This window comes from Afipia sp. 1NLS2 (genome assembly GCF_000178995.1).
Classification (GTDB): Bacteria; Pseudomonadota; Alphaproteobacteria; order Rhizobiales; family Xanthobacteraceae; genus Afipia.
This window is the reverse complement of the sequence record NZ_ADVZ01000003.1, coordinates 19,059-41,885: the sequence shown is the minus strand read 5'-3', so window position 1 is coordinate 41,885 and position 22,827 is coordinate 19,059. Positions and strand designations below refer to the sequence as shown.

The window sequence follows — 22,827 nt, the reverse complement described above, 5'->3', positions numbered from 1 at the left end:
CCGTCGGATTTGATAGCAGCCATAAATCCGGAGCCCTCCCATGATCGCATCCCGGCTGCTTCCCCTTGTCACCTGTCTCGCGGCCTTCGCCGCCATGACTACTCCTCCCGCCGCCGCGCAAGGCCGCTACCCGGCCCAGTATGTTGACGGCGACCAGCCCGGCTACGTACCGAGCGAGGCGGAAGAAGAATTGCCGCCGGAGTTCAAGCGAACCACGGTGTTCTATCGCACCACCGAACCGCCGGGCACCATCATCGTCTCCACCTCCGAGCGCTTTCTTTATGTCGTGCAGGGCAACGGACGCGCATTGCGCTACGGCATTGGTGTCGGGCGCGAGGGCTTCCAGTGGCAGGGGCTTCTGAAGATCAGCCGCAAGCAGGAATGGCCGGACTGGACGCCGCCGCCGGAAATGATTCAGCGCCAGCCTTATCTGCCGCGCTTCATGGCGGGCGGCCCCGGCAATCCGATGGGCGCACGCGCGCTCTATCTCGGCAGCACGGTGTACCGTATCCACGGCACCAACCAGCCGCAGACCATCGGCACGGCGGTGTCGTCCGGCTGCTTCCGGCTGGTCAATGCCGACATCATCGACCTCTACGATCGCATTCCGGTCGGCACCAAAGTCGTCGTCCGGCAGAAGCCGCAGATCTGATTCCGCTACAGTCTTGACCGATTGGGGAAACGGGGCATCGACATGGCAATCTTTTCACGCACCTTCCGCTCGGGCCTGTTGCTCGGGCTCTTCGCCGCCCTGATCGTCGCGGTCGGCGCATTCACTGCACTGGACCGTTACGACACCCAGACACTGAAACGTACGGTGAAACGCGGTGCGGTGAACTGCGGCGTCAATGCCGGGCTGCCCGGCTTCGCCAACAAGGATGCGAACGGCAACTGGTCGGGCTTCGACGTCGACATCTGCCGCGCGGTCGCGGCCGCGGTCTTCGACGATGCCACCAAGGTCAATTTCATTCCGCTCGACACCAACCAGCGTTTCAAGGAATTGCAGAACCGCAAGGTGGACATCCTGTCGCGCAACTCGACATGGAGCATGTCGCGTGAGGTCGATTACGACCTCACCTTCGCGGCGGTCTCTTATTATGACGGCGAAGGCTTCATGGTCAGGCGCTCGCGCAACGTCGATTCCGCGCTGGAGCTTGGCGGTACCCGCGTCTGCGTACAGTCCGACACCACGACGCAACTCAACCTCGCGGATTACTTCAAGGTCAACAACATCACCTATGATGAGATGAAGTTCGGAAATGTCAGCGACATGCTCAAGGCCTATGAAGCCGGCAAGTGCGACGTGCTGACCACCGACACCTCGCAGCTTTACGCCTACCGGCAGAACCTCGCTAAACCGGACGATCACGTCATTCTTGCCGACATCATCTCCAAGGAACCGCTCGCGCCCGTGGTGCGCCAGCGCGACGACCAGTGGATGCTGATCGTGAAATGGGCGGTCTATGCGATGCTCAACGCCGAGGAGCTCGGCGTCACCTCAAAGAACATCGACGAGGCGCTGAAGTCGAAGAAACCGGACGTGATGCGGCTCGTCGGCACCGAGGGCAATTATGGCGAGGAGCTTGGCCTGACCAAGGACTGGGCGGCACGCATCATTCGCCATGTCGGCAATTACGGCGAGGTCTACGAGCGCAATGTCGGCCTCGGCTCCAAGCTCGGCATTCCACGCGGCCTTAACCAGCTATGGAACGCGGGCGGCATCCAGTACGCCCCGCCGATCCGCTGAGGACACGGCATGATAAATCCGAAGCCGATTGCGGCCGGTACGCGGATCGGCCACGTCCATCTCAAAGTGGCCGATCTTGAACGTGCGCTCGGCTTCTATTGCGGCGTACTCGGCTTCGAGCTGATGCAGACCTATGGCGATCAGGCCGCCTTTATCTCGGCCGGCGGCTATCATCACCACATCGGCCTCAACACGTGGGAGAGCAAAGGCGGCTCGCCACCCGCGCCGGGCACGACCGGGCTGTTTCACACTGCGATCCTGTATCCCACGCGCGCCAATCTGGCCGATGCGCTCCACCGCCTGATCGAAGCGAACATCCCGCTCGACGGCGCCAGCGATCACGGCGTCAGCGAGGCGCTTTATTTAAGGGACCCGGACCAGAACGGCGTCGAGCTTTATTGGGATCGGCCGAAAGAGGAATGGCCGCGCAACGCCGACGGCTCGCTGGCGATGTTCACACGCCGCCTCGATCTCAACAACCTGCTCGCCGCGCGAACCGCTTAAGCTAGCCCCAGCCCAGCGCCACGGCGGTGTGGAAGGTGATGAAGGCTGCGAGATAGGCCAGCGCCAGCATGTAGAAGAAGGTGATGAACATCCAGCGCCAGCCACCGGTCTCGCGCCGGATCACCGCGAGCGTCGAGGCGCATTGCGGGGCGAAGATAAACCACGCGAGGAACGCGAGCGCGGTAGCGAGGCTCCAGTTGTTGGCAAGCGCCTGACCGATTTGCGCCGATGCCTCGTCGCCACCGCCGATGGCGTAGATCGTGCCGAGTGAAGCGACCGAGACTTCCCGCGCTGCCATGCCGGGAATAAGCGCAACGCTGATCTGCCAGTTGAAACCGACCGGCGCCAATGCCGGCTCGATCCAGCGTCCGAGGATGGAGGCCAGACTGTAATTGATGGCGGGTTCGGTCGCGCCCACCGGCGCGCGTGGGAACGACGCCAGGAACCAGATCACCACCATCATCGAGAAGATTGTGGTGCCCGCGCGCTTGAGGAACATCATCACACGGGTGTAGAGCGCCATCGCCACGCTGCGCAGTTGCGGCAGCTTGTAGTCGGGCAATTCGAGCATGAAGGGCGGCGTCGCGCTCTCGCGCCAGAAGAAATGATTGGCGACGAAGGACACCGCAAGTGCGCTGAAAATGCCAATGGTGTAGAGGCCGAACATCACGAGGCCCTGCAATCCGACTATGCCCCCGACCGTGCGATCCGGCACGAATGCGCCGATAATAAGCGTGTAGACCGGAATACGCGCCGAGCATGTCATCAGCGGCGCGACCATGATGGTGGTGAGGCGGTCGCGCCGGTTGTCGATCACGCGCGTCGCCATGATGCCGGGAATGGCGCAAGCGAAGCTCGACAGCAGCGGAATGAATGCACGCCCATGCAGGCCCGCGCCGCCCATGATGCGATCCATCAGGAAGGCCGCGCGCGCCATGTAGCCGAGGTCTTCCAGGAGCAGGATGAACAGAAACAGGATCATGATCTGTGGCAGGAACACAATGACGCTGCCAACGCCTGCAATCACGCCCTTCTGGATGAAGCTCTGCAACAGCCCGTCCGGCAGCAGATCATGAGCGAGCTTGCCGAGGACATCGAACCCGCCGGAGATCAGGTCCATGATCGGCTGCGCCCAGGCGAACACGCCCTGGAACATGACGAACAGCACGGCTAATAGAATAATGAGTCCCGCAACCGGGTGCAGCAGCACCGCATCGATACGACTGGTCAGCGTGTCAGGCCGCGCCGGTTCGCTGACGGCGGCCTTGATGACGCGATCGGCCTCGCGTTGCGCCGCGCGCAGGTCGGCGGCAGTCGGCGCGGTCCATTTGTTTTCACCAGCCTTGCCCGCGCCGTCGGCGGCAAGCTCATCGAGGCGGCGCAATAATTCCTCGGTGCCACCCCGGCGCACAGCTGTGGAGGTGACCACCGGAATGCCGAGTTCGTCCTCCAGTTTGCCCAGATCGATCTCGATGCCGCGGCGACGGGCGATATCGATCATGTTGAGGACCAGCAGCATCGGCCGCCCGGCGCGCTTGAGTTCGGTGACGAGGCGCAGCGCCACGCGCAGATTGGTGGCATCCGCCACGCACAACAACAGATCGGGCTGTGCTTCGGTCGCGAAGCGGCCGAGCACCATGTCGCGCGTCACTTCCTCGTCCGGGCTGCGGCCGCGCAACGAATAAGTGCCGGGCAGATCGACCAGATCGATCCGGTGACCCGATAGCGTCTGGAAAGTGCCGGTCTTCCGCTCCACCGTGACGCCGGGATAATTGGCAACCTTCTGGCGGCTGCCGGTCAGCGCGTTGAACAGAGCGGTCTTGCCGCTGTTGGGGGTGCCGACCAGCGCGAAGCGCCACGACCGGAGCTCGGTGATACTGGTCATTGCCGATCAGGCCACGAAAATCGACATCGCTTCGCGGCGGCGCAAGGCAATGGTGTTGTTGTCGACACGCACGGCGATCGGATCGCCCGCAATCGGGCCTTCATGAAGCACCTCGACCCGCGCGCCCTCGACGAAGCCAAGTTCGAGCAGCCGACGCTCGATCTCCGCCGCAGGCACGCCATTATGATCGCCAGCCACGGTGATCGTTTCGATCAGGCCGCGAAAGCCGCGCGGGGTCTCGCCGAGGCAGATCGCTCCGTTGCCGGCATTGGGCTTATGGTCGTTATTCATGTGCGGTGTCCTTAGGACATCAACTGGCCCAAGGATCGATTTCGATCAAGTCAATGGAGGTTGATCGGGCACCAGATTAGAACGGTTTTAAATTGCGGACCACGATATTGCGGTTTTGATTGCGTTCCTGGCCGCCATCGGCGCGGCGTTATGACGCCAGCGCCTTCATCTCTTTATAGAGATCGGACTTGCCCTCGAAGCCGATGCCCGGCAGGTCCGGCATGGTGATGTGGCCATTCTCGACCCGCACCCCGTCCGGGAAACCGCCATAGGGCTGGAACAGGTCGGGGTAGCTCTCATTGCCGCCAAGGCCGAGGCCTGCCGCGATATTGAGCGACATCTGGTGTCCGCCATGCGGGATGCAGCGCGACGGCGACCAGCCATGGATGTGCAGCATGTCGAGCGTGCGCAGATATTCGACAAGGCCGTAGGACAGCGCGCAGTCGAATTGCAGCCAGTCGCGGTCCGGCCGCATGCCGCCATAGCGGATCAAATTGCGCGCATCCTGATGGCTGAACAGATTCTCGCCGGTCGCCATCGGCCCCGGGTAGAATTCGGCCAGTGCCGCCTGCAACTGGAAATCGAGCGGATCGCCGACCTCTTCGTACCAAAACAACGGATAATCGCGCAGCATCTTGGCGTAAGCCATGCCGGTCTCCAAATCGAAACGTCCATTGGCGTCGACCGCGAGTTGCGCGCCGCTACCAATCTCCTTGAGCACGGCCTCGATGCGCTGGCGATCCTCCTCGAGCGGCGCACCGCCGATCTTTATCTTCACGACATTATAGCCGCGATCGAGATAGCCGCGCATTTCCGCGCGCAGCGCCGAATTGTCCTTGCCAGGATAATAGTAACCGCCGGCGGCATAGACGAACACGCGCGGATTGGCCTCGCGCTTGTGCCGCTCCGCGAGCAGGCGAAACAGCGGCTTGCCCGCGATCTTCGCCACCGCATCCCACACCGCCATGTCGATGGTGCCGACCGCGACCGAGCGCTCGCCGTGACCGCCGGGCTTCTCGTTGGTCATCAACGTCGCCCACACCTTATGCGGGTCGAGATTGTCGCCGCTCTCGTCGAGCAATGTTTTCGGATCGGCCTCCAGGACACGCTGCGCGAAACGCTCGCGGATCAGCCCGCCCTGCCCGTAACGGCCATTGGAATTGAATCCGTAACCGACCACCGTCTTGCCGTCGCGCACCACATTGGTGACTACCGCAACAAGGCTCGATGTCATTTTCGAGAAATCGATATAGGCGTTGCGGATCGGCGAGGCGATCGGCTTGGTGACTTCGCGGATATCGACGATACGGACGGTCATGGGCAAATCCAATTGGAGGGCACGAGCTGGCCCGCCAATCTAGCGATGGATGCATTGCATGCAATCCCGTAAAATGCAGAGAGCATCACGACCCAGACATTCCGCTGTGCCGCGACACGATACTTGAACACAATACTTTATGGAGTTCCTATGCCCGTAGGCGGCCGCATTGCTGCGGATCTTCGACTTTTCGATCTCATCGCCGGCAGCTTCCGCCGCCTGACGGGCCGCGAACTGGCCGCTCCTTCAGCCGGGGCGGAATGGCTCTATCATCAGGCGCCATTCGCCGTGCTCGCCCATGACGGCGGCGCCGACCCACGCTTCATCTATGCCAATGAGATCGCGCAGGCCTGCTTCGAATATTCGGCGGATGAACTGATCGGCCTGCCTTCGCGGTTGTCCGCCGAAGCGCCGGAGCGGGCCGAACGGCAAAGGCTGCTCGATCGCGTGAGCCGCGACGGCTTTATCGCCGACTATTCCGGCATCCGCATCGCGAAATCCGGCCGGCGCTTCCGGATCGAGAATGCCATCGTCTGGCAACTGATCGATGCCGATGGGACGCATCATGGTCAGGCCGCGACATTCTCGGAGTGGCACGACATCGTGCCGTGAGTGGGACCTTTCAGAAGATCGACCAGCCGTGACTGCCGGCGACCGCGCCGAACACGGCGATCCATGCCAGCCCCACCAACACCCAATGCGCGCGCTGCACCCAGAGGAATGTCAGATCGGGATTTGCATGCACCCAGCGATGGAAGCGCGGCTTCAGAATGAACGGCTCCCCGATGAACAGCACAAAGGCAAACAGCGCCCAGACGCACACCATCGCGTGCATCCACCAGAACGACGCGGAATGGAAGCGATCCCAGAGATCGAACTTCCACAGCATGTAGAATCCGCTGAGACCGACGATGAGCACCATGGTGCGTGCCTGCCAGATGAAGCGATGCTCGACCGCTTCGAATGTCGCGAGCATATCCTTGCCGAACACACCGCGCCGCAACGCTGGCAGGAACACCGTCGTCGCCATCGAGGCGCCGCCGATCCAGATCACGACAGCCAGGACATGCAGGGCGCGGGCGAGAGCAAGGTCATCCATGGCGGGCTCATTCCTTCTTCAATCCGCGCTTCATCCCTGCCGACGATTCTCCGGGAGGATAAAGCACGGTGTGATCCGGCCCCACCTTGGCGCCGGGCGTCATCTTCGCAGGCTCGACATTCCCTTTGCCGAGGATGTGGAAGACCTGCCTGCCCCTCGCCAGCAGATAGTCGGCGATGATGCGGCGGTGACATCTCCACCATACCGCCTCCGCGCACATGATGGCGCAGCGCGGCGCTGCGCCGAGTTCGAGAAGCCGCACGAAGCCTTGATGAAAAGTTTCGCCCAGCGCATAGTCGGCGTAATTGTGGAAGCTCTTGTTCTGCCAGAAGCCGTTGACCTGAGGGTCGATGCCTTTCTTGGCGCGCAGGCCGCCAAGTTCGGCGATGTGCTCGTAGCCGATCTGGAAATCGCCAAGGCTTCCCGGCAGCGTGTCGCGATTATATTGCGGGTTGGTACGCGAGCGCGGAATGGTGCGCACATCCACCACCAGCCCGACCTCGGATTCCTTCAGCAGTTCGACAAACTCTTCGATCGTCCTGGTCGAATGTCCGATGGTGAAAAAAGGTTGTTCCATGGCCTAGCTGCTCGCCTGGCGAACGGCCGGGCTCATACTTCGTAGCTTGGTTATCCTCCCAGAGCGCGGAAATGATCCAGAACAATTCGGCTGAATCTTTTTGTCTGGTTGCAAACCGGCGAGACCAGAATTTTCATAGCATCCCCGACTGTCCGCCAGCGCCTCACCAAGCCAGAAATTTGAATTTATTCAGTAAGTTATTTTTATTTACCGGTCGCCATCCGCAGGCATGACAAGACTCGTCGCCACCAACGCACGTGCGACTCGATTTCTTCGCAGCCGATAGCGCAAAACATCTCCCGAAAGCTCCGCAGAACGACTTCAACAGGAAACGATGCAGATCGCCGCCGATCTGCCGTCGCACATAACATTGTCGTACGGCCTACCCACTTGTAAGTACTCAGCCCGCGTTCGCCGCCCAATCGCACCGTTCGTGGTGGTAATCCAGTTTAGTCCTCAGCCAGCAGTTGCGGCTGCGCTATAGTCGTCATCCGGCCGATTGTCCGAGCATCAGGAACAGCGGAGAGGCATCAAAACAATAAGAAACTCCTCCGGAGGGGAACGACGGCTGTGATCATCTTGATTCACACTGGCCGCTTCTCTCCTTGCAATATCCCGTGCCCGATTGCGTCGAGTCAACGCCGTGGTTCATCTGCCCGGAGTAACGCGTATGGCTTTGTTGCAGCGATTGATTTCTTTCAAGCTTCTCCTTGCATTACGTCCCACCACAGGTTCTGTCCTGCGCGTTGCAGTAGATATCGGCTCATTATGGACAGCGTTTCTGATTGGCTGGTTCTTCATAGAAGATCGAAGTTACGCCGCTCTCCTCGCCTATCAATCGAAACATATCTTTCCGTTCCTGGGTATTTTCTCGCTCCTCACCTTCGTCGCTTATGCGGATGCGGGACTCTACACATGCCCGCACGGCTATTCCCTTGCGACAAAAATTAGCCGCATCATACGCATCAACCTCGTGCTGCTGATCCTTGCAGCAGCCGCTCATATGTTCGTACCGGATTCCTCTGGTGTCACGCCGCGCATTTTACTGACATCGTTCTCGGGCGCAGCGTTGCTCGCCTGCCTCGCGCGCATTATCTCGTTCGTCCTGCGTTCGGAAGATCACGAGATCAGCTATCCGGCCGAACATCGCGAGCCCGATGAGTCGCGCGTTCTGGTGATCGGCGGCGCCGGCTATATCGGTTCCGCGCTCGTTGAAAAACTGCTGAACCTTGGCAAGCATGTGACGGTTCTCGACGCGCTGCATTACGGCGACGAACCACTCGCGCGCGTTGCCGGGCATCCGGGACTGACGGTCATCCGGGAGGATTTCCGCCACATCGAGGCCCTCACCCGAGCTATGAGCGGCATGGGCGTCGTGATCCATCTCGGCGGACTCGTCGGCGACCCGGCGTGCGCCGTCGATCCGGAACTCACTATCGACATCAATGTGACCGCAACCAAACTCGTCGGCGAGATTGCCAAGGCATGCGGCGCGAAACGCTTCATCTTCGCAAGCTCGTGCTCGGTCTATGGCGCCTGCGACGAGACCGTGGACGAAACGTCTCACTTCAATCCCCAGTCGCTCTATGCCCGCAGCAAGGTTGCGTCCGAAGCCTTGCTCGGTACACTGCATAGCGACGATTTCGCCGTAACGTGTCTGCGCTTCGCCACGGTTTACGGCATTTCTGGACGCACGCGGTTCGACCTTGTGGCCAACCTACTTTGTGCGAAGGCCGTCCGCGACGGCGTCATCACCGTTTTTGGGCCAGACCAATGGCGGCCGTTCATCCATGTCGACGATGTGGCGAAGGCCATCGTCACGACGCTCACCGCTCCGGTGGCGTGCGTTGCGGGCGAGGTCTTCAACGTCGGCAGCGACGCCCAGAACTATACACTCGGCCAGCTCGCGGCGCTCATCAAGGCACAGGTGCCGGACGCCAAGATCGTTTCCGATGACGGCGCGGTCGACAAGCGCAACTACCATGTGTCGTTCGCGAAGATCCGCAGCCAACTCGGATTTGAACCGTCATGGACGCTGGAGAGTGGAATCGCGCAAGTCATCGCTGTGGTGCGCACGAACCAGGTCGGACACTACTCTCTCCCGACCTACAGCAATGTTCTCTATCTGAAGGAATGCGGAAGCCAGAGCTTCGGCAGCTTCAAGATCACCGGTTGGGAAACCGAGTATATGAGCATCGATCATCTCGCGCCCAGTCACGGGCCGAGACAGGCTGCTGCGGCTTAGAGGGCCTCGCCATGCGGTATCAGGAGGCACAGGACGTCCGCACTGCAAAGATTGGCAGGCTGCCGCTCGCCGTTCCATCCGATCAACCTAAGTTGCACGCGCCTCCGGCAAACATCCCCTTCTTTCGCCCCGTTATCACCGAAGACGAGATCGAAGCCGTAACCGCCGTGCTTCGCTCGGGATGGTTGACCACCGGGGCCAAGGCGCGCGAGTTCGAACAGAAATTCGCAAGCTTTCTCGGGAACGGCGTGGAGGCTGTGGCGGTCAACTCGGCAACCGCCGGGCTCCACCTCGCCGCAGAAGCTTGCGGGATCGGCCCCGGCGACGAAGTGCTGGTGCCGACCCTGACATTCACCGCCACCGCTTCGGTGATACGCTACCTTGGCGCAGAGGTTGTCTTTGTCGATGTCGATCCGGAAACGCGCACAATCGATCTCGATGACGCGGCGCGGCGCATCACGCCACGCTGCAAGGCGATTATTCCGGTCCATTTCGGCGGCTTTCCCTGCGATATGGCCGCGGTGCTCGACTTCGCCCGCCACCATCATCTCAAGGTTATCGAGGATGCAGCACACGCGATGCCGGCGCACCGCTCCGGCCATCCGGTCGGCACGTCGGAATCGGATGCCTGCGTGTTCAGCTTCTACGCCACCAAGCCGATCACGACCGGCGAAGGCGGCATGATCGTAACCCGCAACCCGGAGATCGCCGCCCGTGCGCGCGTCATGCGCACCCATGGACTCAACCGCGATGCGTTCGACCGCTTCAGCAAGGTCGGAGCCTCCTGGGCGTATGACGTCGTATCACCGGGATTCAAATACAACCTCACCGACGTCGCCGCCGCCGTCGGCGTGGTTCAGCTTGGCCGCGCCAACAGCCTGCAATCCGGGCGTCAACACGCTGCCGAGCGTTATCTGAAAAGGCTCGTCGATCTGCCGCTCGATTGCCCCGCACCGGCTCCTGCGGGAAGCCTTCATTCCTGGCATCTGTTTCCAATTCGGCTCCACGAAACCGCGCGCCTCACCCGCGACGAGGTGATCGCGGCCTTGACCGCACAGGGCATCGGCACATCGGTGCATTACCGGCCGCTTCACCAGATGACCTACTGGCAGAAACGCTATGCCTTCAGGCCGGATGAGTTTCCTCAAGCCGATCGCTATTTCGCCGGGGCGCTGTCGTTGCCGCTCTTCCCCACCATGACCGACGGAGAGGTCGATCGGGTGGCCCGCGCATTGCAGGAATTGCTGGAGTAATCACCATGCTCGCCTGCGACAGCAACACCACGGCCACAGCCCCGCCCGTCACAACACTCAAGGTCAAGCGCACAATCGATGTCGCCGGTTCGGCGCTTGGACTGATCCTGCTGTCGCCACTGTTCGTTCTTATCGCGATCATGATCCGGATGGAGACGCCCGGGCCCGCATTCTTCCGACAAATCCGGGTCGGACTGAACGGCCACCCGTTTCGAATCTACAAGTTCCGCTCGATGAAGGCGACAAAGGCACCGCGTGGCGTGCCTCTCACCGTACGCGCGGACAAGCGGGTGACCCGACTTGGCGCGTTCCTGAGGCGGACAAAGCTCGACGAGCTTCCGCAACTCATCAACGTTCTCGCAGGCGACATGTCACTGGTCGGGCCCCGCCCCGAGGTTCCGGAGTTCATGGAATTCTTCTCACCCGCGCAGCGCGCGATCCTTCTTTCGATGCGCCCCGGAATGACTGATTACGCCGCGATACTCTTTCGCAACGAGAGCGATCTGCTCGATCAGGACAAGGATCCGGTGGCGATCTACCGATACAAAATCCTTCCGATCAAGTTCGGCTATTATGAGCGCTACAGCCGCGAGATCAGCGCGACCAATGACCTCCGCATCATTCTGGCGACGGTCTGTTTGCTCCTCACCGGCCACATCCCAAAGATGCTGGGCATTGCATCAGAACTTCAAGACCCTGTCTCGGAAGAAGGTCACGCCGCCACATAGCTTCATATTTCGACAATCGATGACAATACCGGAGACTCGCTAACGGGCTGAATGCGGGAGCGTCACATGAGCACGACCTCAAAAATAGATACGCTCTTTTCCGGGATCTCGAACACATCGAGCTATCCGCCGCACAACGGCCTCGCGGTCGGCCCAAACAACATCGTGATGGCCGAAGGCTCCCGGATCGAGTGGACAAATCTCACCGGCGGAGCCGCCACGATACAATCCGTCTATAGCTTCTTCTCATCGCTTGGAGCGACGGCGACCAATTCGCTCTACGACCCGCGCTGTATCTACGACAGCGCCAGTGGCCGTTTTATCATTATCATGGAGAACATCGGCTCCAACGGGGCCGTCAGCAATATCGACATTGCAGTCTCGAAAGACTCCAACCCAAACGATGGCTGGTATTTCGCGTCGCTCAACACCTCACTGACCATCAACGGTCAACTGACCTCATCCGATCGGCCATCCATCACCGTCGATGGCAGCAACATCTACATCACGGCCCCACAATATAACGTCAATGTTTCGGGATACGCAGGAACCGAGACGTGGGTGATCGGAAAGACGGCCGGCGCCGGGGGCGGCCTCTATAACGGCGGCACAATGACGGTCGTCGCCAACCAGATTACCCCATCGAACCAGGGTATTTTCACCGTCGCGACAGGCAGCAGCGGAACGACCTATTACGCGTGCGACTATTCGACGGGCAGCCAGATCGTCGCTGTCGTGCAGGCCTATAATACGGCCACCGGCACATTCGGCCCTTCGACGACCATTACGCTTGGCAATATCGACCAGGGCGGCTCCTATACGGCTCAGCAGCAAGGCACCACGCTGCTGCTCGACGCCGGCGACAAGCGCATTCAGAGCCTTCAATATGCCAACGGCTTTCTGTGGGGCGTCTGCGAACTGAAGCCGATCGGCTCCAGCGTGCCGCTCGTTCATTGGTTCAAGATTGATGTCAGCAACCCGAACAGCCCGACCCTGGTTGCCCAAGGGGATATATCCGGTACATCGCTCGGGACTAACGTAGCCACCTTCAACGGCTCTCTGGCCGTGGATGGCGCTGGTGACGTCCTTATCAATTTCACCGCCAGCGGCCCGAACATGTATCCCTCGGACTATTATGTCTACGCGGCCGCCTCGGCGCCGGCCGGAAGCTTCAGCTCACCCATCCTCTATCAGGCGAGCACCGGATTCTTCAACTCGGGCAATGGCTCAAGCGTGCAGCGCTGGGGCGCCTACTCGACAGCCATCCCCGACCCCAACAATCCGAACGCGTTCTGGATATCCAACGAATACGTCGCGAGTGGATGGTGGCAAACCGCCGTCTCGCAGATCGAGGTCGGGACGACGACCAATCCAACGATTTCGTTGATCGCAGTCTCCGGCACAGGCGTCACCAACGGCAGCGGTGACCTGAATGCCGGCAAGGCCGTGACGCTCACCGTCACTTTCAGCAGCGCAGTCACTGTCAACACAACTGGCGGCGCGCCGACGCTGACACTCAATGATGGGGGCACGGCGACCTATGTCGGCGGCTCCGGCAGCAGCGCCCTGACCTTCAGCTATGTCGTCGCGTCGGGCCAGAACACGTCAGATCTCTCAATATCGTCCGCGAACCTGAACGGCGCGACAATTCGGGATCAGCTCGGCAACAATGCCGATCTATCCGGCGCAGCAAACTATAATCCAGCCGGCATTTTGCAGATCGACACCGCCACACCTGCCGCGCCCACCGCGCTTTCACTCGACACAACGACTGACAGCGGGACGAAGGGCGATGGAATCACCAACGCCACGCAAGTGAAGATCGACGGCTCGGCGGAGCCCGGCAGCACCGTGACGCTATATGACAGCAATGGAACGACCGTGCTCGGTACGGGAATCGCCGACGCCACGACCGGGGCCTTCGCGATCACCACGGCAGCGCTGGCCGGCGGAACGCATACCATCACGGCCAAATCGACAGATTTGGCAGGCAATACGAGCATTGCATCGGCCGCCACGACGATAACAATCGACACGACCGCGCCTGGAGCGCCCACCGGACTGAGCCTCGACACGTCCACCGACAGCGGCACCAAGGGCGACGGCATCACCAGTTCCACACAAATCGAGATTGATGGATCAGCCGCGCCTGGCAGCGCTGTAACATTGTACGACACCAACGGCACCACAATCATCGGCACAGGCACCGCAAATGCCACGACCGGCGCGTTCAGCATCACGACATCGGTGCTCGCCATAGGAAATCACAGCATCACGGCGAAGGCAGCCGATGTTGCCGGAAACGTCAGTACGGCGTCCGCGCCATACTCCGTGACCGTGACAGCTCCCACTTATGACCATATCGTTGTGGTGATAGACGAGAACAAGAATTACAGTGACGTTATCGGCAATGCGGCCGCGCCTTTCATCAATTCACTGGTGGCAAGCGGCACCCTTTTCACTAGCTACTCCGCAGTGACACATCCGAGCGAGCCGAATTATCTCGCATTGTTTTCCGGCTCCACCCAGGGCGTCACCGACGATGGAATCTACTTCTTCCCGAATGCCCCGACGCTTGCCGGCGAACTGATACAAGCCGGCTACACCTTTACAGGTTATGCCGAGAGTAGGTCCACCCGATCCCACGATCCCTGGGAGAGCTTCGGCGACTCACAAAATCTGGGTCAAAGCTTCAGTCAGTTTCCGACAGACTTCAACCAGTTGCCGACCGTCTCGTTCGTCATACCGAATTTGAACGACGACATGCACGACGGCACCGTCGCTCAAGGTGACCAGTGGCTGTCGGATAACCTCAGTGCGTATGCGGCCTGGGCGCAGGCCAATAACAGTCTGCTGATCGTTACCTTTGACGAGAGTGACAGCAGCTCCAGCAATCAGATCCCCACAATCATTGTCGGAGACGGAATTCCCGTCGGGGAAAACACCCAGGCTCTCAATCACTACAGCTTGCTGCATACCATCGAAGACATCTACGGGCTGCCGGGCTTGACCACTAACGACACCAGCGCGCCGGTCATAAATTTCTCCGCGGTGAACCCGCCAGTTGTCACGTCGGAGATCGAGACGCAATTCTCCGGCATCTCCGATCCGTCAAGTTATCCGCCGCACAATGCGCTCGCCGTCGGGTCCAACTATATCGTGATGGCGGAAGGCTCGAAGATCGAATGGAGCAACCTGACCGGCGGTGCTTCGACGACCCAGTCGGTCTACCAGTTCTTCAAGTCTTTGGGATCGACGGCAACCAACGCTCTGTTCGATCCGCGCATCGCCTACGACAGCGTGAACGGGCGCTACATCGTCACCATGGACAACATCGGTTCCAACGGGACCATCAGCAATATCGATATCGCAGTCTCCAAGGACTCCAACCCGAATGACGGTTGGTATTTCGCCTCGCTGAATACCTCGCTCACCCTTAACGGGAGTCTGACCAGTTCGGATACGCCCGTGGTTTCCGTGGACGGCACCAACATCTATATCACCGCGCCGCAGTACAATGTCAGCGGCGGCGGCTGGCAAGGCACCGCCGTCTGGGTCATCGGCGATATCGTGGGCGCAGGCGGCGGCATCTACAACGGCGGGACAATGACCGTCACGGCGAGTGAGGTTACCTCCCCGAGCCAGGGCATCTATCGCGTCGTGGCCGGCGGCAACGGCTACACCTATTACGCCAGCAGTTATTCGACCGGCGGCCAGATCGTCGTGACTCTGCAGGCCTACAATGTAGCCACCAACACATTCGGAGCGGTGAGCACAATCGGACTCGGCAAGATCGATCAGGGCGGGTCCTATACCGCACAGCAACTCGGAACGAGTCTGCTGCTGGATGCAACGGACAAACGCGTTCAGAACCTCGCTTATTCCAACGGCTTTCTCTACGGCATCACCGAAGAAAAACCGATCGGATCGAGCGTCCCGCTGGTTCACTGGTTCAAGATCGACGTCAGCAACCCGAACAGTCCGACGCTGGTGGCGCAAGGCGACATTTCAGGCGCTTCGCTCGGCACCAATGTCGCGACATTTAATGGTTCGATCGCCGTGGACGGTGCCGGTGATGTCCTCATCAATTTCACCGCCAGCGGTCCGAACATGTATCCTTCGGACTATTATGTCTACCAGTCGGCAGGCAACGGGGCGGGCTCGTTCAGCGCGCCGATTCTGTATCAGGCCAGTTCCGGCTTCTTCAATTCAGGCAACGGATCCAGCGTCCAGCGCTGGGGCATTAATTCAACGACGATTGCCGATCCGAACAACGCGCATGGATTTTGGGTTTCAAACGAATATGTCGCGAACGGATGGTGGCAAACATCCGTCACTGAAATCAGCATTCAGCCGTCGCTGGAAACTCCGACACTTACGCTCGGCAGCACCGCTCTGACCGTGAACGCCGGATCCTCGGCGACGCTGCCGATCAGCGTGGCCGGATTCGACGCCGACGACACGGTCACCGTCGCAATCGGCGGACTGACAAGTTATGAGACCATCACCGACACTCTCGACAAACAAACCTTCAGCGGCAGCTCCGTCACGCTGACGGCAGCCGAGGTCAACAGCGGCCTATCGTTGCAATCGTCCTACGCCGGCACGGACCATCCGGTGAACACGCTGACCATCACCGCAAGCAACACGACGGCGGGAGAAAGCGCGACTTCAGCGGCTCAAACAATCACCGTCACAGACCCTCCGGCCTCTCCTGCCATGACCTGGAGCAACTGGAATCAACACAATTCCTCATTCCAGCACCTCACGGCCCTGATGGAGCAATACATGGCTGCAGGATTGCATGGCGCCGGCAGTCACAACTTTGGCTCAACCAACGATACGCCAACGCATTTCAATCCGGAGGAACAACCATTTCTCGGCACGTCGCATCACAGCCATTTTTCGTAGCCTGAAACCCGGAATACCTCCGCATGACGCCCCAAAACGATTCAGGACTTCTGGCTCTTGTCTTGCTGCTTCGGATGAATGGCATCTCCGCCGATGCCGGGCAGGTTCGACATGACGTCGGCGCAGATGCAATCGGCATCATGGAGATGCTGCGCAGTGCCCGCAGCGTCGGTCTCAAGGCGCGCAGCATCAGAACGAGCTGGGCCCGCCTGACGCGAACGCCCCTTCCAGCAATCGCTGCGCTTGTCGACGGCAGCTTCCTGATCGTGGGCAGCGCCTGCGACGACAAGGTACTGGTTCAGCGGACGCCGGGACTAAGACCGGAAGTGATGAGCAAAGTGGCGTTCGAAGAGCTCTGGGATGGCCGCCTGGTGCTGATGACGCGCCGTGCAACACTCTCCGATCTTTCAAGGCGCTTCGACATCACCTGGTTTCTCGGCGCAATCCGGAAATACCGCAGGCTTCTGGGCGAGGTACTCGTCGCCTCTTTTTTCCTGCAAATATTCTCCCTCGTTACACCGCTGTTCTTCCAGGTTGTGATCGACAAGGTGCTGGTGCATCGCGGCCTCGACACGCTCCAGGTCCTCGTCATCGGCCTTGTGGCGATCGCCCTGTTCGAGGCGATTCTCAGCGCACTCCGCACCTATCTGTTTGCCCACACCACCAACAGGATCGATGTCGAGCTTGGCGCCCGGCTGTTCCGGCACCTCGTCTCGCTGCCGCTCGCTTATTTCCAGAACCGTCGCGCCGGAGATTCAGTCGCGCGCGTGCGCGAACTTGAGAATATCCGCAATTTTCTTACCGGCTCGGCGCTCTCCCTGATCATCGACCTCGCTTTCACATGCATCTTCCTGATCGTGATGTTCGTCTATTCACCGCTGCTGACATGGATCGTGCTCGGCGCTTTTCCGTTTTACATCGCCATTTCGGTCGCCGCGACACCGCTCTTCCGTCGAGGCCTAGATGAAAAATTCAAGCGCGGCGCGGAGAATCAGGCTTTTCTGGTCGAGAGCATCGTCGGCATGGAAACGCTAAAGGCGATGGCCGTCGAGCCCCAGATTCAGCGTCACTGGGAAGAGCAACTCGCAAGTTACGTCACCGCGAGTTTTCGCGTGCTGAACCTCGGTAATGTCGCAAGCCAGGCGGTCCAGTGCATCAGCAAGCTTGTCACTGCCGCCGTCCTGTTTCTGGGTGCCAAGCTTGTCATTGAGGGCAATTTAACCGTCGGCGAGCTTGTTGCCTTCAATATGCTCGCGAGCCGGGTCAATGTGCCGGTGCTGCGTCTTGCCCAGGTTTGGCAGGATTTCCATCAGGCTCGTCTCTCGATCGAACGACTCGGCGACATCCTGAATACCCGTCCGGAATCGGCGGGCATTCCTCATCGCGCCGCGCTGCCGCCGATCCGTGGTGAGATTACCTTCGAGCATGTGGACTTCCATTACCGCATCGACGGGCCGACGATTCTGCACGACGTACAGTTCCACATACCAGCCGGTCAGGTTGTCGGAATCGTCGGACCGTCCGGATCGGGCAAGAGCACGCTCGCCAAACTCATCCAACGCCTCTATGTGCCGGAGGGCGGCCGCGTGCTTGTGGACGGCGTCGATCTCGCGATGGTCGACACCGCATGGCTGCGCCGCCAGGTCGGGGTCGTTCTGCAGGAAGACATGCTGTTCAATCGCTCCGTGCGCGACAATATCGCGCTCGCCGATCCGGCCATGTCCATGGATCAGATCGTTCATGCGGCCACGCTTGCCGGTGCGCATGAATTCATTCTTCAGCTTCCCGAAGGCTACGACACGCTGGTCGGCGAACGCGGCTGTAGCCTGTCAGGCGGGCAACGGCAGCGGATCGCGATTGCTCGTGCGCTCGTTACCGACCCGCGCATCCTGATTTTTGACGAAGCGACGAGCGCGCTCGACTACGAGAGCGAACGGATCATCCAGTACAACATGCGTCGCATCTGCGAGAAACGCACGGCCATCGTCATCGCCCACCGTCTTTCAACGGTTCGCCGCGCCGATCGCATCCTCACGCTCGAGCGGGGGCGTCTGATCGAGGATGGAACGCATGACGAACTGATGCGGACCAACGGGCGCTATGCCAGCCTCCATGACATACAGGCGGGACTCCATGACCTCCGTCAGAAAAATCATACCGTTCCCGGAACGCCGGACACCTTCTCGCCAATACGAGACGGCGTTCCTACCAGCAGCGCTTGAAATCATCGAGACCCCGGCCTCTCCCACCGCGCGCGTGCTCGGTGCGGCGATCATCGCGCTTTTCGGGGTAGCACTGCTATGGGCGTCTCTCGGCACCGTCGATATCGTCGCCGTCGCGCCGGGCAAGGTTATTCCCAACGGCCGCACAAAGATTATCCAACCATTCGAGGCAGGCGTAGTCCGTGCCATTCACATCCATGACGGCTCGACGGTCAAAGCAGGCGATGTCCTGATCGAGCTCGATCCCACGATCAATGCAGCCGATGTCAAACATATGGAAATCGACCTAATCGCCGCCGAGCTCGATGTCGCGCGGCTTCGGGCCGCCCTCGCAAACCACGACAATCCGGCCGACAGCTTCACGCCACCGCAGGACGCAACCAAAGAGCTCGTCGAAACGCAGCGTCAGTATCTGATCTCGCAGACCCAGGAACATCGCGCGAAGATCGCCGAGATCGGCCGCCAGATCGCACAGAAACGGGCGGAACGTGACACCATCGCCGCCAACATCGCCAAGCTGGAGGCCACCATTCCCCTGCTCGAGGAGCGGACAAAGATGCGGGAATATCTCTACGAAAACAAGCTTGGCTCGAAGATCACTTATCTGTCCGAGTTACAGGATCTCGTCGGTCAGCAGCACGAAACGCTCGTCCAGAAAAGCAGAGAACAGGAAGCGGATGCGGCGATTGCCGCGCTCGACGAGACGCAAACTCGCGCGAAAGCAGAATACCGCCGCACCCTGCTCGATGATCTCTCAAAAGCAGAACAGAAGGCGGGAGGCCTCAGGCAAGACGTTATCAAGGCCAAGCAGAAGGCCAAGCTTCAAATTCTGACTGCTCCGATCGACGGCGTCGTGCAGCAACTGGCGGTGCACACAATCGGCGGTGTCGTGACGCCGGCGCAATCCATTGCCGTGATCGTGGCGACCGACGGCGGCGTTGAAATCGAAGCCATGGTGTCCAACCGGGATATCGGTTTCGTATTCCCCGGACAGACTGCCGAGATCAAGGTCGATACCTTCAACTTCACACGCTACGGCCTCCTTCATGGACACATCATCAGCGTCTCGCGCGACGCCATTACCCCCGAGAAATCGCGCGAGCAGCCGATGCAGCCGGAAAGTCCGGCAACCGAGCCTAAAAATCAGGAGCTCACCTATGCGGCCCGGATCGCACTCGACCGCACGCAGATGCAAATCGACGACAAGCTGATCCCGCTCTCTCCCGGCATGGCCGTGACGGCCGAAATCAGGACAGGGTCGCGACGTATCATCAGCTATCTGCTGTCCCCGCTCGCCCGTTACAGGCACGACATTCTGCGGGAGCGGTAATGCGGTCGCTGCACGCGGTCATGGCTCACGCTGATCATCGGTCTGGCCCGGCCGCAGAGTGACCTCGACAACATCTCCGGGCTGAAGTTCAGACTCTTCGTTCGCACGAATGCGGGTCTGGCCTTTTTCGTCCATCCTGATGACGACAATCTCGGGCTGGCCGCCGCCACGGACGAATTGCGACCGGACAAGTGTTGCATATTGCAGCTTCTCCGACGTGCTCTGCAGCTTCGCCCGGACCTCGGCGAGTTTGACATTGGCATCCTGCAGATCCTTCAGCAGATCCATCTTGCGTTGATCGTCGAGCTTGCCGAGCTGCCGCGTGAAGTCGCTCTGCTGCTGCTTGATTTGCATCAATTGAGCTGACGTCTGCAGCTTTCGTGTCGAGGACATCAACACCGCGCGCCGGGAATCCGCAACGCGCGGGCTTGGAAGAGCGCCTTTGCCATAAAATTCCAGAGCCCTTTGCAGTTCGTCTATGTCGGCCTGCGCGCCCTCGTCGTCCTGCTTTTGCTGCTCCGTCAGGACATCAACCTGCTTGTCCCCCAGTACGATTGCGCGTTGCAGGAATGCCTTTTGACTGTCGTAATCCGCCTGACGGGCCTTCAACTGCTCCGCCTCGACATGCACGATTTCAGAAATCGTCGATTGCTTCAAAGGCAAATCTTTGAGGCTGCTTTGATTGAGGTGCTTGTCTTCTCCAAGTTCCGTCTTCAAACGCCAGACAAGAGCTTGCTCTTTGGCGAACTCCGCCCACAGGGATTCATACTCGGCTCTCAGGTCCGCGGCCTCGAGAACCGGATTCTGCATCCGATAGCGCATCAGTTCGTAACCGCCCGATAGAGCGACGGCTTGCCGGACCGTCATCAGCGGCCTGTAGGCATACTCACCCGGCTTGGAAACGTCGCCGTTGACGTAGATCGGCCGATATTCCACCACGGTCGCCGTCACCTCGTCATGGTCGATCATGATCTCATTGTCACGTCCATCCGAAAGCCGCTGACGGAAGACCTTGGTCGCAAGGATCGCTTGAATTCTGGATTGCGCTTCCGCAGGTGTAAGACCCGCGACGGGAAGATTGCCCATCATCGGAAACGAGATCGAGCCATCCAACTGCACGGGAACGCGCTGCTTGAGTTCCGGTGCTCTCGCCACCGAAATTTCGATCACATCGCCGACATGCAGCCGGTAATCGGCCTTCGCTGGAGAGGCCGCGCACAACATAGCCGCTGCGGACAGCAGCAGCCCGAAACAGGAAAGGCGCGCAATCTTGCGAGGACGAGGGGAGCCGGTTTCCATTGACAATCGAACCGTCGACATGATGCCACTCCTGTGTTGGCGGTCATTGACGCATTGATGACTGCTTCGAGAGCTCTTTTGGCCAAGACAACCGCGTGACGTAATCCGCGACCGGCCCACCCGGCTGTCCCCAATTGCTGGACCAGATGACCTGCGACCCGTCGGGCGATGGCGATGCGTGAGTTTCGCTCCAATAATCATGCTTGGGATTACGGACCTGCGCGATCCGGCGCACCTCTCCGCTCCCGTCGATACGAAGCGCAACCACCTCCTGGTAGAAAGGCGCCCAACTCCGGTGCGCGGCGATCTCGGCATAATTCCCGCCGTAGCTCAGGAATACCCATCCGGGCAGATTGATATTCCGCAGCGAGGCATGCTGGCCCTCTCCGTAAGGCGCAAGATCCGTAACCTTGCCGTCGACCAACCGCCGCTTGATGACGTGAAACTTGTCCGGATAATCCTTGCTGATGCCGACATAGACGTCGCTGCCATCCGCATCGATCGTCATGTCGCCATGGCCCGGGCGATGATGATCGCTCCAGTACTGGAGCTGCGTGCCATCAACCGCGAACACATATCCGTGGTCGATGTCGCCAGGCATTTTCTGAGAGCAGAAAATGTAACGCCCCGATGGAGAGATCGAGCAATAGCCATTCTTGCCCGGCAGTTTCGTCAGATCGATATCCGCGAACTTCGTCTTGTCTTGAATGTCATAGGCAAAGGCCACAAGGGCTCCGTCGGCTGCCGTTGCGCGAACAGCCAATCTTCTGCCATCCCGTGAAGGGTTGCCCTTGTAGGGCCCGAATTGAAGATTGCGATAGCCAGCTCCTGCGAAAACGATCGTCTTGACGTCGCTTCGCGGATTCCAGGTGTAAATCGCGCGGTGACTGACGCAGATCATCAGCCGCGGATCCGTCGGATGCCACTCGCATTCGTCCGGCGTCGAACGATGAAAAAGCGGAACGTAAGTCTGCCCGTCGAGAAAACACAGCCCGGAGCAACCGTTCGAGATCACCAACAGGCTCTGATCGGCATTCCAGGCCTGGGAGCTGGAGTATCTGTGCGTGCAGTATGCGGGCTTACAGACAATACCGCCGGGCATGTTTCCACCCGGATCCGTCACGCGAGTCACGCGCGTGCCAAACGCCAGGTCCGTTGCCTCTTGCAGATAGGCGATATTGGGTGCCGGAAGTGTCGGAAGGACAAGCGCCGTCGCCAGATCATCGACAGCCAGTGCAGGGACATGCGACGCGCCCCATAGCAGCGCCACACAAAGCACGCCTCTTGCCGTCAGCACGTTCATCTCGCCCATGTTGATCCAATCAGCGAATTCGGAAATTGAAGGCGGCCTCGTCCCCTCTCAATCGAACCTCAGAATGTTCCCGGCTCCTTTTCTCGCGAGCAGCTGCCATGAACGG

17 protein-coding genes are annotated in these 22,827 nt (G+C 60.0%); 10 read left to right on the top strand and 7 right to left on the bottom strand.

Translation table 11 applies throughout. From position 1 onward, the window contains the following. Positions 1-40 precede the first annotated feature (40 nt). From AFIDRAFT_RS11620 to AFIDRAFT_RS11610, 3 genes are read left to right on the top strand one after another with little or no spacing between them, the layout of a single operon-like run. Positions 41-652: a L,D-transpeptidase gene (locus AFIDRAFT_RS11620; RefSeq protein ID WP_009339603.1), complete on the top strand. Its 612-nt coding sequence runs from the start codon at positions 41-43 to the stop codon at positions 650-652. A gap of 42 nt (positions 653-694) precedes the next feature. Continuing rightward, positions 695-1,747: an amino acid ABC transporter substrate-binding protein gene (locus tag AFIDRAFT_RS11615; RefSeq protein ID WP_009339602.1), complete on the top strand. Its 1,053-nt coding sequence runs from the start codon at positions 695-697 to the stop codon at positions 1,745-1,747. Positions 1,748-1,756: 9 nt separating this feature from the next. Then, on the top strand, positions 1,757-2,251 hold the full coding sequence (locus tag AFIDRAFT_RS11610; protein WP_009339601.1) for a VOC family protein: 495 nt from the start codon (positions 1,757-1,759) through the stop codon (positions 2,249-2,251). Position 2,252: 1 nt separating this feature from the next. Here AFIDRAFT_RS11610 and feoB read toward each other — a convergent pair whose 3' ends face one another. The 3 genes from feoB to AFIDRAFT_RS11595 form a co-directional block, all read right to left on the bottom strand. Next, complete coding sequence (gene feoB / locus AFIDRAFT_RS11605; protein WP_009339600.1) at positions 2,253-4,136, bottom strand: ferrous iron transporter B; 1,884 nt, start codon at positions 4,134-4,136, stop codon at positions 2,253-2,255. A gap of 6 nt (positions 4,137-4,142) precedes the next feature. Continuing rightward, the gene (locus AFIDRAFT_RS11600; protein WP_009339599.1) at positions 4,143-4,427 is read right to left on the bottom strand and encodes a FeoA family protein; all 285 of its coding nucleotides are present in this window, start codon (positions 4,425-4,427) and stop codon (positions 4,143-4,145) included. 148 nt (positions 4,428-4,575) lie between these two features. Then, positions 4,576-5,745 carry a mandelate racemase/muconate lactonizing enzyme family protein gene (locus AFIDRAFT_RS11595; protein WP_009339598.1) on the bottom strand — a complete coding sequence of 390 codons (1,170 nt, stop codon included), beginning with the start codon at positions 5,743-5,745 and terminating at the stop codon, positions 4,576-4,578. A gap of 150 nt (positions 5,746-5,895) precedes the next feature. Here AFIDRAFT_RS11595 and AFIDRAFT_RS11590 point away from each other — a divergent pair, with 150 nt between their 5' ends. Further along, positions 5,896-6,357 (top strand): MEKHLA domain-containing protein, encoded by a 462-nt coding sequence (locus tag AFIDRAFT_RS11590; protein WP_009339597.1) that lies wholly within the window; start codon positions 5,896-5,898, stop codon positions 6,355-6,357. 10 nt (positions 6,358-6,367) lie between these two features. Here AFIDRAFT_RS11590 and AFIDRAFT_RS11585 read toward each other — a convergent pair whose 3' ends face one another. After that, the gene (locus AFIDRAFT_RS11585) at positions 6,368-6,844 is read right to left on the bottom strand and encodes a membrane protein (protein WP_009339596.1); all 477 of its coding nucleotides are present in this window, start codon (positions 6,842-6,844) and stop codon (positions 6,368-6,370) included. Between the two features lie 7 nt (positions 6,845-6,851). Continuing rightward, positions 6,852-7,421, bottom strand: coding sequence for a DUF488 domain-containing protein (locus tag AFIDRAFT_RS11580; RefSeq protein ID WP_009339595.1), 570 nt, complete (start codon positions 7,419-7,421; stop codon positions 6,852-6,854). 670 nt (positions 7,422-8,091) lie between these two features. Between AFIDRAFT_RS11580 and AFIDRAFT_RS11575 the strand changes: the two genes are divergently transcribed. The 6 genes from AFIDRAFT_RS11575 (at position 8,092) to AFIDRAFT_RS11550 (ending at position 20,110) form a co-directional block, all read left to right on the top strand. Next, positions 8,092-9,666, top strand: a complete 1,575-nt coding sequence (locus AFIDRAFT_RS11575; protein WP_009339594.1) for an NAD-dependent epimerase/dehydratase family protein — start codon at positions 8,092-8,094, stop codon at positions 9,664-9,666. Positions 9,667-9,677: 11 nt separating this feature from the next. Then, entirely contained in the window at positions 9,678-10,919 is a 1,242-nt protein-coding gene (locus tag AFIDRAFT_RS11570) for a DegT/DnrJ/EryC1/StrS family aminotransferase (RefSeq protein WP_009339593.1), read from the top strand. A 5-nt stretch (positions 10,920-10,924) separates the two neighbouring features. Then, positions 10,925-11,647 (top strand): sugar transferase, encoded by a 723-nt coding sequence (locus AFIDRAFT_RS11565; protein ID WP_009339592.1) that lies wholly within the window; start codon positions 10,925-10,927, stop codon positions 11,645-11,647. Positions 11,648-11,713: 66 nt separating this feature from the next. Then, complete coding sequence (locus tag AFIDRAFT_RS20035) at positions 11,714-16,558, top strand: alkaline phosphatase family protein (RefSeq protein ID WP_009339591.1); 4,845 nt, start codon at positions 11,714-11,716, stop codon at positions 16,556-16,558. Positions 16,559-16,581: 23 nt separating this feature from the next. Next, positions 16,582-18,780 carry a type I secretion system permease/ATPase gene (locus AFIDRAFT_RS11555; protein ID WP_009339590.1) on the top strand — a complete coding sequence of 733 codons (2,199 nt, stop codon included), beginning with the start codon at positions 16,582-16,584 and terminating at the stop codon, positions 18,778-18,780. Continuing rightward, on the top strand, positions 18,692-20,110 hold the full coding sequence (locus tag AFIDRAFT_RS11550) for an HlyD family type I secretion periplasmic adaptor subunit (protein ID WP_040298384.1): 1,419 nt from the start codon (positions 18,692-18,694) through the stop codon (positions 20,108-20,110). Before AFIDRAFT_RS11555 ends, AFIDRAFT_RS11550 begins: the two co-directional genes overlap by 89 nt. Before the next feature lie 18 nt (positions 20,111-20,128). On the opposite strand, the gene AFIDRAFT_RS11545 is transcribed toward AFIDRAFT_RS11550, so the two are convergent. After that, on the bottom strand, positions 20,129-21,430 hold the full coding sequence (locus AFIDRAFT_RS11545) for a polysaccharide biosynthesis/export family protein (protein WP_009339588.1): 1,302 nt from the start codon (positions 21,428-21,430) through the stop codon (positions 20,129-20,131). Positions 21,431-21,452: 22 nt separating this feature from the next. Next, positions 21,453-22,721: a hypothetical protein gene (locus AFIDRAFT_RS11540; protein ID WP_009339587.1), complete on the bottom strand. Its 1,269-nt coding sequence runs from the start codon at positions 22,719-22,721 to the stop codon at positions 21,453-21,455. Between the last annotated feature and the right edge of the window lie 106 nt (positions 22,722-22,827).